Origin of the sequence: Arthrobacter oryzae (assembly GCF_030718995.1) — a bacterium.
Lineage (GTDB): Bacteria > Actinomycetota > Actinomycetes > Actinomycetales > Micrococcaceae > Arthrobacter > Arthrobacter oryzae_C.
This window is the reverse complement of record NZ_CP132204.1, coordinates 4,170,590-4,185,100: the sequence shown is the minus strand read 5'-3', so window position 1 is coordinate 4,185,100 and position 14,511 is coordinate 4,170,590. Positions and strand designations below refer to the sequence as shown.

The 14,511-nt window shown below is 65.1% G+C and carries 12 protein-coding genes; 8 read left to right on the top strand and 4 right to left on the bottom strand.

Going from position 1 to position 14,511, the window contains the following annotated elements; all coding sequences use genetic code 11:
• The first annotated feature begins 73 nt into the window (after positions 1–73).
• Positions 74–1,645 (top strand): LCP family protein, encoded by a 1,572-nt coding sequence (locus Q8Z05_RS19230; RefSeq protein ID WP_305941148.1) that lies wholly within the window; start codon positions 74–76, stop codon positions 1,643–1,645.
• Between the two features lie 81 nt (positions 1,646–1,726).
• Here the strand turns inward: Q8Z05_RS19230 and Q8Z05_RS19225 are convergent, their stop codons facing one another.
• On the bottom strand, positions 1,727–3,679 hold the full coding sequence (locus tag Q8Z05_RS19225; protein ID WP_305941147.1) for a M13 family metallopeptidase: 1,953 nt from the start codon (positions 3,677–3,679) through the stop codon (positions 1,727–1,729).
• 253 nt (positions 3,680–3,932) lie between these two features.
• On the opposite strand from Q8Z05_RS19225, the gene leuA reads away from it, so the two are divergent.
• The 3 genes from leuA (at position 3,933) to Q8Z05_RS19210 (ending at position 7,348) form a co-directional block, all read left to right on the top strand.
• Positions 3,933–5,672, top strand: a complete 1,740-nt coding sequence (gene leuA / locus Q8Z05_RS19220; protein WP_305941146.1) for a 2-isopropylmalate synthase — start codon at positions 3,933–3,935, stop codon at positions 5,670–5,672.
• Between the two features lie 93 nt (positions 5,673–5,765).
• Entirely contained in the window at positions 5,766–6,521 is a 756-nt protein-coding gene (gene recO, locus Q8Z05_RS19215; protein ID WP_305941145.1) for a DNA repair protein RecO, read from the top strand.
• Between the two features lie 2 nt (positions 6,522–6,523).
• Positions 6,524–7,348 (top strand): isoprenyl transferase, encoded by an 825-nt coding sequence (locus tag Q8Z05_RS19210; RefSeq protein ID WP_305941144.1) that lies wholly within the window; start codon positions 6,524–6,526, stop codon positions 7,346–7,348.
• Between the two features lie 7 nt (positions 7,349–7,355).
• On the opposite strand, the gene Q8Z05_RS19205 is transcribed toward Q8Z05_RS19210, so the two are convergent.
• Complete coding sequence (locus Q8Z05_RS19205) at positions 7,356–8,447, bottom strand: alpha/beta hydrolase (RefSeq protein WP_305941143.1); 1,092 nt, start codon at positions 8,445–8,447, stop codon at positions 7,356–7,358.
• Positions 8,444–9,454, bottom strand: coding sequence for an alpha/beta hydrolase (locus Q8Z05_RS19200; RefSeq protein WP_305941142.1), 1,011 nt, complete (start codon positions 9,452–9,454; stop codon positions 8,444–8,446). Before Q8Z05_RS19200 ends, Q8Z05_RS19205 begins: the two co-directional genes overlap by 4 nt.
• A gap of 125 nt (positions 9,455–9,579) precedes the next feature.
• Between Q8Z05_RS19200 and Q8Z05_RS19195 the strand changes: the two genes are divergently transcribed.
• Positions 9,580–10,653 carry a quinone-dependent dihydroorotate dehydrogenase gene (locus Q8Z05_RS19195; protein ID WP_305941141.1) on the top strand — a complete coding sequence of 358 codons (1,074 nt, stop codon included), beginning with the start codon at positions 9,580–9,582 and terminating at the stop codon, positions 10,651–10,653.
• Between the two features lie 92 nt (positions 10,654–10,745).
• On the opposite strand, the gene Q8Z05_RS19190 is transcribed toward Q8Z05_RS19195, so the two are convergent.
• The gene (locus Q8Z05_RS19190) at positions 10,746–11,345 is read right to left on the bottom strand and encodes a DUF3043 domain-containing protein (RefSeq protein WP_305941140.1); all 600 of its coding nucleotides are present in this window, start codon (positions 11,343–11,345) and stop codon (positions 10,746–10,748) included.
• A gap of 131 nt (positions 11,346–11,476) precedes the next feature.
• Between Q8Z05_RS19190 and Q8Z05_RS19185 the strand changes: the two genes are divergently transcribed.
• From Q8Z05_RS19185 to ctaC, 3 genes are all read left to right on the top strand, one after another.
• The gene (locus Q8Z05_RS19185; protein ID WP_305941139.1) at positions 11,477–12,907 is read left to right on the top strand and encodes a dipeptidase; all 1,431 of its coding nucleotides are present in this window, start codon (positions 11,477–11,479) and stop codon (positions 12,905–12,907) included.
• A 150-nt stretch (positions 12,908–13,057) separates the two neighbouring features.
• Positions 13,058–13,447 (top strand): HesB/IscA family protein, encoded by a 390-nt coding sequence (locus Q8Z05_RS19180; RefSeq protein ID WP_011692062.1) that lies wholly within the window; start codon positions 13,058–13,060, stop codon positions 13,445–13,447.
• Between the two features lie 185 nt (positions 13,448–13,632).
• A complete protein-coding gene (gene ctaC / locus Q8Z05_RS19175; RefSeq protein WP_305941138.1) occupies positions 13,633–14,505 on the top strand; it encodes an aa3-type cytochrome oxidase subunit II in 873 nt (290 codons plus the stop codon).
• The last annotated feature ends 6 nt before the right edge of the window (positions 14,506–14,511 follow it).

The following is a 14,511-nucleotide window of genomic DNA, read 5'->3' as shown; positions in this document are numbered from 1 at the left end:
CGCATCGGGCATTTTCCCAGTCTGGACCACTAAAATGGACCGACCCCCGTTTTATAGAGGAAGGTAACACCACGTGGTGCGACGCCGAGACACTCCCGGACAAGGCATTGGTTCGCCAGCGTCCGACGCCGCCGCCCGGCATTCGGACAACAAAGCGATGGGCCCTGCCCGGCACCTCGGCGCCCTGCGGGGGAAGCCCGCCTGGTTCAAGGTGGCCAGCGCCGTCGTGGCCCTCCTCCTGGTGGGCGGCCTGGCTTTCGCCGCTTTCTGGGTCATCCGTTTGCAGATGAACATCAGCAAGGCACCCCTCGGTGCCGGCAGCAGCCGCACCGAGGATCCCGTCAACGATTCCAAGGACCGGATGCAGATCCTGATCCTGGGCTCCGACACCCGTGATGGCAAGAACTCCGAATACGGTACTGCCGAGGATTCCACCGGCTACGGGCAGTCGGACGTCATGATGATGATGGACATCTCCGCTGACAACAAGCGGGTCAGCGTCATCAGTTTTCCGCGCGACCTGCTGGTGGACATTCCGGAATGCACGGACCAGAAGACCGATGAGGTCTTCCCCGCGCAGACCGGCGTAATGATCAACGAAGCCATGAAGCAGGCCGGCATCGGCTGTGCCGTGGACACGGTGAACAAAATTACCGGCCTTGAAATCGACCACTTCATGATGGCTGACTTCAACGCGGTGAAGGAGCTCTCCAACGCTGTGGGCGGCGTGGAAGTCTGCATCAGCGACGCCGTTTACGATCCCGACTCCCGCCTGCGGCTGCCGGCGGGGAACTCGCAGGTGCAGGGCGAACAGGCGCTGGCATACCTGCGGACCAGGCATGCCTTCGCGGACGGAGGGGACCTCGGCCGCATTAAGGCGCAGCAAGGGTTCCTGTCTTCCCTCACACGCAAAATCAAGGATGACGGCACCCTCTCCGATCCGCAGAAGATGCTGAAAATTGCCGACGTCGTGACCCAGAACCTGACGGTGGACGACGGGCTGGCCTCGGTGCCGTCGCTCCTGACCATCGGCAACCGGCTGAAGAACATCGACATCAGCAAGGTCGCCTTCGTGGCCGTTCCCACCACCCCGGCGCCGTCCGATCCCAACCGCCTCACTGTCGCCGAACCGGCCGGATCGCAGCTGTTCGCCGCGCTGCGCAAGGACGTCGACCTGACGGACCCGACAGCCACCCCCAGCCCCACGCCGGAGCCAAGCGAGTCGACGCCCGCTCCGTCGCCATCGGTGCCGACCGAAACAGCGCCGCCCTACGACAAGTCGCTGCAGCCCGTCACAGTCGCCAACGGAACAGGGGTTCCCGAGCGGGTCCAGGAAATCACCGAGGCGATCGTCGCCGGCGGCTTCACTCAGGTAGCCCCGCTGGTGGCGCAGCCGGTGGATAAGACGGCGGTGTACTACGCACCCGGCTTCGAGGACGTGGCGGCCGACGTCGCGGCCCTCCTTGAGATTCCGGCCACGCAGGTGCTTCCCGCGGCCGGCGTCAGCGGCGTGCAGGTCTACCTCGGCGCCGACTTCTTGTCCGGAACTAAGATGGGCGCAGCGCCGCTTCCGACCGACATTGTCAACCAGACCGCCGGCGACACCGTCTGCCAGCAGGCAAACCCGGAGTTGATCGTCCAGTAGCGGCAGCCGCGACTACGGACAAACCCGCGGGGCCGGCCACAGTTTGTGGCCGGCCCCGCGGGTTTGTACGTTAATCTTCGGTCACCAGATGCTGACGCGGTCCTCCACCGGCATCCACATGCCGTCCTGCTCCGCCACTCCGAACGCTTCATGGAAGGCATCCAGGTTCTTGGCGATGGCGTTGGTGCGGAACTCGTTGGGGGAGTGCGGGTCCGTGGCGAGCCGGCGGATCGCTTCCTCGCCCCGGATCACCTGGCGCCAGCCGGCAGCCCAGGAGGCGAAGAAGCGCTGCTGTCCCGTCATGCCGTCCAGCACGGGTGGTTCCGCACCGTCGAGGCTGATCAGGTAGGCCTTGTAGGCGATGGTGAGTCCGCCGAGGTCGCCGATATTTTCGCCGAGGGTCAGCTTGCCGTTGACGTGGTGGCCCGGCGCAGCGGTGGGTGACAATGCATCGAACTGGGCCACCAGCTTGGACGTCAGGGCTTCGAAAGCTGTCCGGTCCTCTTCCGTCCACCAGTTGCGCAGGGCGCCGCCACCGTCGAACTGTGAGCCCTGGTCATCAAAGCCGTGTCCCACCTCGTGCCCGATGATGGCGCCGATGCCGCCGTAGTTGACGGCGTCGTCGGCGTCCGCTGTGAAGAACGGAGCCTGCAGGATGGCCGCCGGGAACACGATCTCGTTCAGGAGCGGATGGTAGTAGGCATTGACAGTCTGCGGTGTCATGAGCCATTTGTTCTTGTCGACCGGCTTGCCCACCTCGTCGAGGTGCCGGTCCACGTCCGCGTTGTGGGCCCGTTCAACGTTTCCGAGGAGGTCGGCGGGATCGATCTCCACCGCAGAGTAGTCGATCCATTCCTCCGGATAGCCGATTTTGGCGCGGAAAGCTTCGAGCTTTTTGAGGGCTTCAAGCTTGGTGTCCTCGCTCATCCACGCCAGCCCTGCGATGCTTTGCCGGTAGGCCTCGATGAGGTTGGCCACCAGGGTCTGCATGCGGGCCTTGTGGGTTTCCGGAAAGTGCCGGGCGACGTAGATCTGGCCGACCGCCTCACCCAATGACGCTTCAACGACGGCGACGCCACGCTTCCAGCGGTCCTTGTTGCGGGGGGTTCCGCTGATGGTGGTGCCGTAGAACGCGAAGTTCGCATCCACGAATTCGGCGGAGAGGTAAGCGGCCGCTGAGCTGACAACACGCATGGCCAGCCAGTCCTGCCAGGCCTGCACCGGCTCGGACTCGAGCAGGCCGGCAGCGCCGGCGAAGAAATCGGGCGTGCTCACCACCAGTTCCTGGCGCTTGTCCGGGGCGATTTCGGCGGCGTCGAACCACGCATCCAGCAGCGGGAACAGCTCGCAGGCCTCCGCGGCGGATTTCAGGTTGTACGTCTTCTGCGGATCCCGCAGCGTCACGTTGTCCCAGTGGTGCGAGGCAAGGGCCGTCTCCAGGCGCACCACCCGCTCCGCTGCGCCTTCCGGATCCGTGGTCCCTGCGAGGCCGAGCATTGTCCCCACGTGGTCCCGGTATGCCGTGACCATGGGAGCGAACTTCTCTTCGCGGTAATAGGATTCGTCAGGCAGGCCGAGTCCGCCCTGGCCGGTGTACAGCAGGATCCGGTCCGGGTTTCCCGCGTCGGGGGCCGGGTAGATATAAAAGAGCCCGGACACGTCGGAACGGAAGAGCCGTCCGGCCAATTCGATCACTTCCGTGGCTGACTTCGTGGCATAGACCTCGGCAAGCCGATCCCGGATGGGATCCATGCCTTTGGCTTCGACGGCGGCTTCGTCCATGAAGCTGCGGTAGAGGTCCCCGACTTTCTGTTCGATGCCCGTGGCGTCGGCGCCGCGGGCGGCGGCTTCTTCGATGATTTCCCTGACCGCCAGCTCGGAGCCGTCCCGCAAGGCTGTGAAAGTGCCTTCGAGGGGCCGGTCGTCCGGGATGGTCGTGCTCTTGAGCCACGCGCCGTTGATGTGCTGGTACAGGTCATCCTGCGGCCGCACGGAGTGGTCGATGTTGGACAGGTCGATCCCCGAGTTTGGCACAAGTGCTCCTTCAGGTGAAGGCTGCCCCGGCGCTGGCACCGGTGGCAGCGTCTGCATAGTGGACGTTGCTGGAGGTGTTGCTCCTTCATCTTACGCACCCGTGTTACTGTGAAATGGTGCGCGCAGAACTCCTTCTTCTTAGCTGCCGCGGCGAGGCCTCAGACGCGATCTAGCGCAAGGCCAATCCTCGTCGCGGAGTTTGTGTTGCCCGGCCACCTTTCACTCAGGAATCACAGAAAAGGCCCCGATAGTAATGCGAAACGCACAGAAGCCCTCCGGAATGCCCGTCCACCGCTACCTGCCGTTCCAGGACCAGATCAAAGTTGAGCTGCCGGACCGCACATGGCCGGACAAGGTCATCACCAAGGCCCCGCGCTGGTGCGCCGTGGACCTCAGGGACGGCAATCAGGCCCTGATCGACCCCATGAGCCCGGCGCGCAAGATGAAGATGTTCGACCTGCTGGTCCGCATGGGCTACAAGGAAATCGAGGTCGGCTTTCCGTCCGCCTCGCAGACTGACTTCGACTTCGTCCGCCAGCTGATCGAAGGCAACCACATTCCGGACGACGTCACCATCCAGGTGCTGACGCAGGCCCGTGAACACCTGATCGAGCGGACCTACGAATCCCTGGTCGGCGCCAAGCAGGCAATCGTCCACCTCTACAACTCGACGTCCGTCCTGCAGCGCCGCGTGGTGTTCAACCAGGACGAAGACGGCATCCTGGACATTGCGCTGCAGGGTGCACGCCTGTGCAAGAAATACGAGGAAACGCTGGCGGACACGCACATCACCTACGAGTACTCCCCGGAGTCCTTCACCGGCACGGAACTCGAATACGCCGTACGCGTGTGCAATGCCGTCGCCGATGTCTTCGAGGCCTCGGCTGACAGCCAGGTCATCATCAACCTGCCGGCCACGGTGGAAATGGCCACGCCCAACGTCTATGCCGATTCCATCGAGTGGATGAGCCGCCACCTGCACCCCCGCGAGGGCATCATTCTCTCGCTGCACCCGCACAACGACCGCGGCACCGGTGTTGCCGCCGCCGAGCTGGGTTACCTCGCCGGCGCAGACCGGATCGAGGGCTGCCTGTTCGGAAACGGCGAGCGGACCGGCAACGTGGACCTGGTCACGCTGGGCCTGAACATGTTCGTCCAGGGCATCGACCCCATGATCGATTTCTCCGATATCGACGACGTCCGGCGCACGGTGGAGTACTGCAACCAGCTGCCGGTCGCAGAGCGTTCACCCTATGGCGGCGACCTGGTCTTCACGGCGTTCTCCGGCTCGCACCAGGATGCCATCAAAAAGGGCTTCGAAGCACTCGAAAAAGACGCAGCGGCTGCCGGCAAGGACGTCGCCGACTACACGTGGCAGGTCCCGTACCTGCCGGTCGACCCCAAGGACCTGGGCCGCAGCTACGAAGCGGTGATCCGGGTCAATTCGCAGTCCGGCAAGGGCGGCGTGGCGTACCTGCTGAAGAACGAGCACAGCCTGGACCTGCCGCGCCGTGCGCAGATCGAATTCTCCGGCGTGATCCAGAAGCAGACGGACACCATGGGCGGCGAAGTCAGCGGCGCCCAGCTCTGGCAGCTCTTCCAGGACGAATACCTGCCCTCCAGCAAAGAGGACGGCCAGTGGGGCCGCTATTCGCTGGGCTCGTTCAGCACGGAAACGGACGACGACGGCGCCATGACCTTGCACGCGACGGTCACCGTTGACGGCGTCCAGGTTCGCCGTACCGGGTCCGGCAACGGCCCGATTGCGGCGCTGCTGTCGATCCTGGGCCAGGACGGCGTGGACGTCCGGGTCCTCGACTACAGCGAGCACGCCCTCTCGGAGGGTGGCAACGCCCGCGCCGCCGCGTACGTTGAATGCGCTGTCGGCGAGCGGGTGCTGTGGGGCGTCGGAATTGACTCCAACACCACCACCTCCTCGCTGAAGGCCGTCATCTCGGCCGTCAACCGCGCGGTCCGGGACGCACAGGCCTAGGATCATCATTCGATCCGCTGTGACGCTGCGCCCCCCGACCGGTCCGGGGGCGCAGCGTCCGCGTTTTCCAGAAGGTCAGTGCGAAGATTAACTGTGGCCCAACAATCCTCCTTTTCTGCGCGTGCCTACCGTGATGACGCCGTGGTGCTGCGGACCCATAAGCTGGGCGAAGCGGACCGCATCATCACGCTCCTGACAAAACACCACGGGCAGGTCCGTGCGGTGGCCAAGGGAGTGCGTCGGACGAGCAGCCGCTTCGGTGCCCGGCTGGAACCCTTCATGGTGGCCGACCTGCAGTTGATTTCCGGCCGTACGCTGGACATCGTCACCCAGGCCGTGGCCAAGGGCGCCTACGGCGGGAACATCGCGGCGGACTACGGCCGCTACACTGTTGCGGCGGCCATGACCGAGACGGCCGAAAAGCTCACGGACGTGGACGGCGAGGCCGGAACAGCGCAGTACAACCTCCTGGTCGGCGCCCTTGCCTCACTGAGCCGGGGGGAGCACACCCCGGAACTTATCCTCGACTCGTATCTTCTGCGCGCACTTGCCACCGGCGGATGGGCACCCAGCTTCACCGTGTGTGCCCGCTGCGGGGCGCCGGGTCCGCACACCGCTTTTTCAGCACCGCTGGGCGGCATGGTGTGCGCCGACTGCCGTCCCCCGGGATCGCCCGCACCCGCGGCCGAAACGGTATTCCTGCTCGGAGCACTGCTGACGGGGGACTGGACCACAGCGGATGCCTCCATGGCGGTCCACCGGCGGGAGGCTGCCGGTTTGGTGGCCGGCTATCTGCAATGGCATCTTGAACGTGTGCTGAAATCCCTCAAACATGTGGAGCGTAACTGACAGTGGGCCCTGGAACGAAGAAAACTCCCGTCCGGCAGCGGACCGCACCGGTGACGGCGCCGTATCCGCACAGTTCCGGGGCCGTGCCACCGTCGATTCCCGCCGAATTCATCCCGCAGCATGTGGCGATCGTCATGGACGGCAACGGCCGCTGGGCCAACCAGCGCGGACTGCCCCGGATCGAAGGCCACAAGGCGGGCGAGCCTGCGCTGCTGGACGTCGTTGCCGGTGCCATCGAACTGGGCATCAAGTACGTCACGGTCTACGCCTTCTCCACCGAGAACTGGCGGCGTTCCCCGGAGGAAGTCCGCTTCCTCATGGGTTTTAACAAGGATGTGCTACGCCGCCAGCGGAACCAGCTGGACGAGTGGGGTGTGCGGATCCGCTGGTCAGGGCGCCGGCCCCGGCTCTGGGGCTCCGTGATCCGCGAGCTGGAAGAAGCAGAGGATTACACCCGGGGCAACAGCACCTGCACGTTGACCATGTGTGTTAATTACGGCGGCCGTGCCGAAATCGCGGACGCGGTCTCGGCCATCGCCGAAGACGTCGCGGCCGGAAAACTCAAGCCCGGCGCGATCACCGAACGGACCATCCAGAAGTACCTCGACGAACCGGACCTCCCCGACGTCGACCTCTTCCTCCGGAGTTCCGGCGAACAGCGGCTGTCCAACTTCATGCTGTGGCAGTCCGCCTACGCGGAATTCGTGTTCATGGACACGCTCTGGCCCGACGTCGACCGCCGGACCCTGTGGGATGCCGTCGAGGTATATGCCCGGCGGGACCGCCGCTACGGCGGTGCCGTGGATGCTGCCGCCCCACAGGCCTGACATTCCATTAGCCCGGATGCGAATGCAGCCAGGCGACCAGATCACGGTACGCCTCGTGGCGCACGTCGCGGCGTGAAAGGAAGAGGTCGTGGATGGCGCCCGGATAGCGGAAAACGGCAGTCCGGCGGCCCAGGCCAAGGGCACGGCGCGCCGTCTGTTCCACATCGATCACGGCGTCTGCGAACATCAGCTCCTCAGACCATTCGGCCTGGATTCTGGTGCGGTCCGACAACATCACCAGGACCGGTGCCGCGATGTCCAGGCGCCGTTCCACGGCTGCATGTCCGGCCAGGACCGCGCGGGTCCATCCCGCTCGGATGGGGAACGACGCCGTCGGGCGCCACTGGGGGTCCAGGAACCACTCGCCGTGGGCCTGGTCGCTGACGCTCTCCCAGTACCCGGGCATTTCCGGAAAACGGAATGGCCGCCGCGGATCCGTCCGCGCGATCGGCTCCACCAGGTGCATGGCAATGTTCCGGATCAGGCTGCTGCCCTGGAGCTCCAGCCAGGGCGCGTTCAGGACAAGACTCCCCAGGGCGCCCGGATGGCGGTCCGCCCACAGCGCACCGATCAGTCCGCCCAGCGAATGCGCCAGCAGGTGGACGGACGGTTCCCCGGCCAGCCCCGTGCGCACGGCAACATCGGTCCTGATCACCTCCAGGGCGGCGGCGATGTCCTCGTCATAGACGGCCAGGTCCGTGGTGTAGCCCGGCGTCTGCCAACTCCGCAGACTGCGGCCGAACTTCCGCAGGTCCAGCGCATAGAAGTGCAGTCCGTGGGCACCGACGTATTCAGCAAGCTCGGACTGCAGGAAGTAGTCCGCCCAGCCGTGCAGGTAGAGGACGGCACCGGGACGCCCGGAACTGGTGCGGCTGGTGGTGGCAGGCGAATCCGCGGGCCAGGCAAACGGCCGGAAGCCGCCGTTCCGCAGCGCCGAAAGAAAGCCGGGCGGACCCGCCGGCGCGGCAGGCACGTGCCTCACCAGCGTGGCGCATACCGCGCCTTCGTCGTCGTCGGGCAGGGGCAGTTCCAGGGATTCGAAGCCTGCACCGAGCTGGTCGGGCTGCCACGGCGCCGCGACCGGTTGCGCCACTTTCACTCCTGGCCTCCTTCGTCGAGGACGTATCCGCGGATCCAGCGGTTCAGCCGGGCGTAGGCGTCCGCCCGGACATGGGCCGGAGACAGGAAGACGTCGTGGAGCGCGCCGTCAATCCGCTCCAGGGTCACCGTCCGGCCCAGGGCCATGGCCCTGATCGCAATGGTGTTCACGTCCAGTACGGCGTCGGTTCTCCGCATTGCCTCGGTCCAGAACATGCCGTTTTCGCTGGCTCCGGACAGGAGGACCAGGATGGGAATGTCTATCCGCAGTCCGCGGGCCACCCGCGAATGCCCGGCCAGGACGGCGCTGAGCCAGGCCGCCCGGACGGGAAAAGCCAGCGGAGGCCGGTATTTGTTGTCCAACGTCCACTCACCCTCAGCCTCGCTGCTGATGCTCCGCCAGTAGAAACCGCGCTCCGGCAGCCGCAGCACAGCCTCCGGCCGGTACTTCGCCAAGGGGCGGACCATTGACCTGGCAGCGCGCCTGACCAGTGAGCTGCCGTGCATTTCCAGCCACGGGCTGTTGAGGACCAGCTGGGCGGCGCCGCCCGGATGCCGGCTGACCCACAGCGCGGCGATGAGGCCGCCGGTGGAGTGCCCCATCAGGGTCAGCGGCGGCTTGCCGGCCTGCTTCGGCCACAGGGATCCGATGATCCCGATCGCTTTGCTGATTTCGGCGTCGTAGTTGTCAAGGTCGGCCACGTAGCCGCCATGCGTGTCAGGCTGGAGGCTCCGCCCGTGGTTGTGCATGTCCAGGGCAAAAAACTCAAAGCCCTTGTCCGTCCAGAAGCGCGCCAGTTCCACATTGAAGAAGTAGTCGCTCCAGCCGTGGAGGAACAGGACGGCCCGGCGGGGGAGCGGCCGTTGTTCGGACCGGGCGGTCCCGCCCGCGTCGTTTTTGGGCACGTGGCGCACCAGCGTAGCCGTGCGTTCCACGCCGTCGTCGCCCGTGGCCTGGTAGGAGCAGGCTTCGAAATCGTCCCCCAGGATATCTGTTTGCCACCTCATTTGATTAGCCTAGACAACGCACGCCGCGGCAGCGAACGGGCCGGGTCGGCTGCCTGGCGCGTCACACCGCCGGCCAGGGTGCGCGCCGGTTTGGTCTCCGGAGCCTGAACCGGAAAACTGGAGTCATGCGCGTATATCCCACCTTCTTCCGCTTGGCCTTTTCATGGATGGACGCCGAACGCGCCCACAAGATCGGGTTCCATGCCATCAGGCTGGCCCACAGCTCCGGGGCGGGCAAGGTGCTGGCGAAATTCACTGCGCCCGCGCCGTCGCTTCAGACCGACGCCTTCGGAATCACCTTCCCGTCGCCTTTCGGCCTTGCTGCGGGCTTCGACAAGGAAGGGCACGGCATCGAGGCATTGACCGAACTCGGGTTCGGGCATGTCGAGGTGGGAACCATCACCGGGCAGGCCCAGCCCGGCAACGAAAAGCCGCGGCTATTCCGCCTCGTTGAGGACAGGGCAGTGATCAACCGGATGGGTTTCAACAACGACGGCGCCACCGCCGTCGCCCCCCGGCTCAAGTCTGCGAGGGCTGCCCTGCAGCGCCGCCACCCCGGCGTCCGTCCGGTGATCGGGGTCAACATTGGCAAGAGCAAGGTGGTGGAACTCGACGACGCCGCCAGCGACTACCTCATCAGCGCCCGGAGCCTGGCGCCGGCTGCGGACTACCTGGTGGTCAACGTCAGTTCCCCCAACACGCCCGGACTCCGCCTGCTCCAGAACGTTGAGACCCTCCGCCCGCTACTCAAATCCGTGGGCGAAGAAGCCGACGCCGCCGCGGGCAGGCACGTCCCGCTGCTGGTGAAGATCGCCCCGGACCTGACCGACGAAGACATTGACGACGTCGCCAGGCTCGCCCTGGACCTTAAGCTGGACGGGATCATCGCCACCAACACCACGATCGGCCGGGAAGGACTCACCTCCGACGCCGAAAAAGTCCGGGAATGCGGACCCGGGGGGCTCTCCGGCGCCCCCCTGAAGGCCCGGTCCCTCGAAGTCCTCCGACGACTCAGGAAAGCCACCGGAGGAACTCTCGCCCTGGTGTCCGTTGGCGGCGTCGAGACGGCCCGGGACGTCCAGGAAAGGCTCGACGCCGGCGCCACCCTGGTTCAGGGCTACACGGCCTTCCTGTATGAGGGTCCGTTCTGGGCGGCACACATTAACCGCCAGTTGGCCAAGCACCCTGCCCGCCGCTGAGCAAGTAAGCCGGGGCGGACGGTCCCGCAAACAAAAGTAGCCCCCGGCGATCTGAACTGTTCAGACCGCCGGGGGCTACTTCGTGTACTGAATCAGGAGGGAAATTCTCCGCGCTTGACGAGCGGCTTGGGCAGACGCAGGCGGCGGAACTGAAGGGAACGCATGGAGCCGTACCAGACCGTGCCCCGTTCCACCTCCCCGAACTTTTCGGTGAGGCGCTTCCGGAGCTTGCGGGACAGGATAAACACGTCAACGAACACGGCAAGGAACATGACCCAGAATCCGCCCAGGACGTAGATCATGGCCTCGCTGGTGGAGGGAACCAGCAGTGAGACGATGACGAAAACCAGGGCGCCGAACATCAGGTACTCGCCCAGGCTGAAGCGAGCGTCGACGTAGTCACGCGCAAAGCGCTTCTGCGGCCCCTTGTCCCGGAGCGGCAGGAATTTTTCGTCACCGGTGTCCAGGGCCTGGCGCATCTTGATCCGCTGTTCCTGTACCGCCGCCCGCTCCGCTGCTTTTGAGGCCTTCCGGTCCTCCGGCACCAGGGGACGCTTCCGCGCCGCTTCCTGTGCCTTGCGCTTGGGCGTGGGTGCGCCCTTGCCGAGGGCAGTATCCCGGGCCAGAGCCTCGGCTGCCTGCTGGTCAACTACGTCCTGCGCCGTCGGCGCTTCCTTTTTACGTCCAAACACCCCTACAGAATACCTTGCACACGCAGGCCAAAAGTCATATGTCACGCCGCCGCGGCACCGCCGTAACAGGGGAGGCGGCGGGGGGCTTTGCAGTGTTTCGTGTGGTCGCGGACACAGGTAGGGTTTTGGCCATGACTTCATCACCGGCGGGGACCCCGCACAAATTCAGCACGGGATTCGGCGAAACCGACGCCGAGGCACTGCGCCAGGCCGTACACAAGTCCTTCGATACCACGGTTGGACAATTGAAGGACCTTGTAAAGCTGCCGGGCATCGCATGGCCAAGCTTCGACCCGGCACCGCTGGACCGCAGTGCGGAGGCGGTCGCGGACCTGGTGCGGGCTGCAGGCATCGAGGACGTCCGGATCCTGCGCTGCAACAAGGAGGACGGTACGCCGGGCGGGCCGGCCGTGGTGGCGCGTCGGGCGGCTGCCGAGGGAAAGCCCACAATCCTGCTGTACGCCCACCACGACGTGCAGCCGACCGGGGACCTGGCGCTCTGGGAGACCGAACCGTTCACCGCCGTCGAACGCAACGGCCGGCTTTACGGCCGGGGAGCGGCCGACGACAAAGCAGGCATCATGGCCCACATTGCCGCCTACGCCGCAGTCACCGAGGTGCTGGGCGATGAGCTGGGCCTCGGGGTGACGTTCTTCTTTGAGGGCGAGGAGGAAGCAGGCTCGCCCACTTTCCGCACGTTCCTCGAAACCCACCGGGAACTCCTGCGCGCGGACGTGATCGTGGTGGCCGATTCCAGCAACTGGAAGGTGGGCATACCCGCGCTCACCACCAGCCTGCGCGGCCTGGTGGACGGGACCATCGAGGTCCAGGTCCTGGAGCACGCCGTGCACTCCGGGATGTTCGGCGGAGCCGTTCTCGATGCGCCCACGTTGCTCTCACGCCTGATCGCCACCCTTCACGACGACGACGGGAACGTCGCAGTGAAGGGGCTGGTCAGCAGGGACGACGTATCCGTGGACCTGACTGAAGCGGAATACCGGGCCGACGCGTCGGTCCTGGACGGTGTCCGCCTGGCCGGCACCGGGACCATCGCGTCCCGGCTGTGGACCAAGCCGGCACTCTCCATCATCGGCTTCGATGCTCCCGCTGTGGACGTAGCTTCCAACACGCTGCTGCCGAGGGCCCGGGCCAAGTTCAGCCTGCGGCTGGCGCCCGGCCAGGATCCCGCCGACGCCATGGCCGCCGTGCAGCACCATGTCGAATCCAACGCGCCCTTCGGCGCAAAGGTGGTGTTCACCCCGGGGGAGAGCGGAAACTCTTTCCAGACAGACACGGGCTCCGCGGCCGCCGGGATGGCGATGTGGGCACTCGGTGAAGCCTGGGGCGTTCCCGCGGTGGAAATGGGCATCGGCGGTTCGATTCCCTTCATTGCGGACCTGACGGAGGTGTACCCGGATGTGCAGATCCTGGTAACCGGCGTCGAGGATCCCGACTCCCGCGCCCACAGCGCCAACGAGTCGCTGCACCTGGGCGATTTCCGCAACGCAGTTGTTGCGGAGGCCCTGCTGCTGGCTCGGCTTAACCATGAAGGCGCCGTCTGACAGGGAACATTCAGGGTATGGCCACGGTTACGTCAGGAGTTAGAGCTACACGCAGGATCGACGTAGCATGTAGCTATAGCCCATACCGTTTCCGTAGGGGCGGGCAACGCGCAAGCCGAGTCGCCACCACCGTCGTAAGAAGGTAGGCCAATGAGCACTACAACCAATGAAAACAGCGCCGCAGCCACCGGCACCGCGAGCGAAGAGCTTCCGACCCACGAGGTCAAGCTGACCGACGTCGCCGCCGGCAAGGTCCGCAGCCTGCTGGAGCAGGAAGGCCGCACGGACCTGCGCCTGCGCGTGGCCGTCCAGCCGGGCGGTTGTTCCGGGCTGATCTACCAGCTCTACTTCGACGAGCGCCTGCTCGACGGAGATGCCGTGCGCGACTACGACGGCGTCGAGGTCGTTGTCGACAAGATGAGCGTCCCGTACCTGAGCGGCGCCAGCATCGACTTCGAAGACACCATCTCGAAGCAGGGGTTCACCATTGACAACCCCAACGCAGGCGGCTCGTGCGCATGCGGAGATTCTTTCCACTAACCCGGCTCTTTGCCCCATGACAGCTTGCTTTCGGCACCGGTGAAAACCGGTGCCGACGCACGGTGCCGACATGTGAGCGAAAACCCCCGGGGAGCGGTAAGCTCTACATCGAGTAGTAAAACTTTTAGTGTGCCCGGGGAGCCATCTACGGCCCGGGCAACAGCAACAAGTAGGAAGGGCCGTCTGTGAGTTCGCAGAACCGAACCGGCAGCCGACGCAAACAGATCACTACGATCACTGGCTTGGCACTAGCCGGCGCGTTGGCTTTGACTGGATGTTCACCAGAGGTGCAGAGAGGCTGGTTGCCAACCGAGCGTGGCACCACCAATCACACTGACCGCATCATGGACCTCTGGGTCAACTCATGGATTGCCGCATTGGTCGTCGGCATCATTACCTGGGGACTCATGGTCTGGTGCATTGTGGCCTACCGCCGCCGCAAGGGCACCGTGGGGTTCCCGCGGCAGACCAGCTTCAACCTTCCCCTCGAGGTCTTCTACCTGACCATTCCGCTCTTCATGGTGCTGGTGTTCTTCTACTTCACCGACCGGGACCAGCAGGCAATTGACAACCGCTCCGAGCCTGCCGACGTCGTTGTTGACGTCCGGGGCAAGCAGTGGGCCTGGGACTTCAACTACAAGCAGGGCGAAGTCATCACCGAAGATGTTCACGAAGCCGGCGTGCAGGCACACCTCACGGGTGCTGAAGTGGACAAGGAAAAGCTGCCCACCCTGTACCTCCCCGTCAACAAGTCCGTTGACCTGGAGCTGAACTCCCGCGACGTTATCCACTCTTTCTGGGTTCCCGCCTTCCTGCAGAAGCGCGACATGATCCCCGGCAAGACCAACTACATCAGGTTTACCCCCACTAAAGAGGGCACCTATGACGGCAAGTGTGCCGAACTTTGCGGCGAATACCACTCCGAAATGCTGTTCCGCGTGAAGGTTGTCTCCGAGTCGGAGTTCCAGGCGCACATGGATCAGCTGCGCCAGGACGGCAACACCGGCCTGATCGGCGAAGAGTATGACCGCAACCCGAACCTGAACGAAATTAAGTAAGGGGAG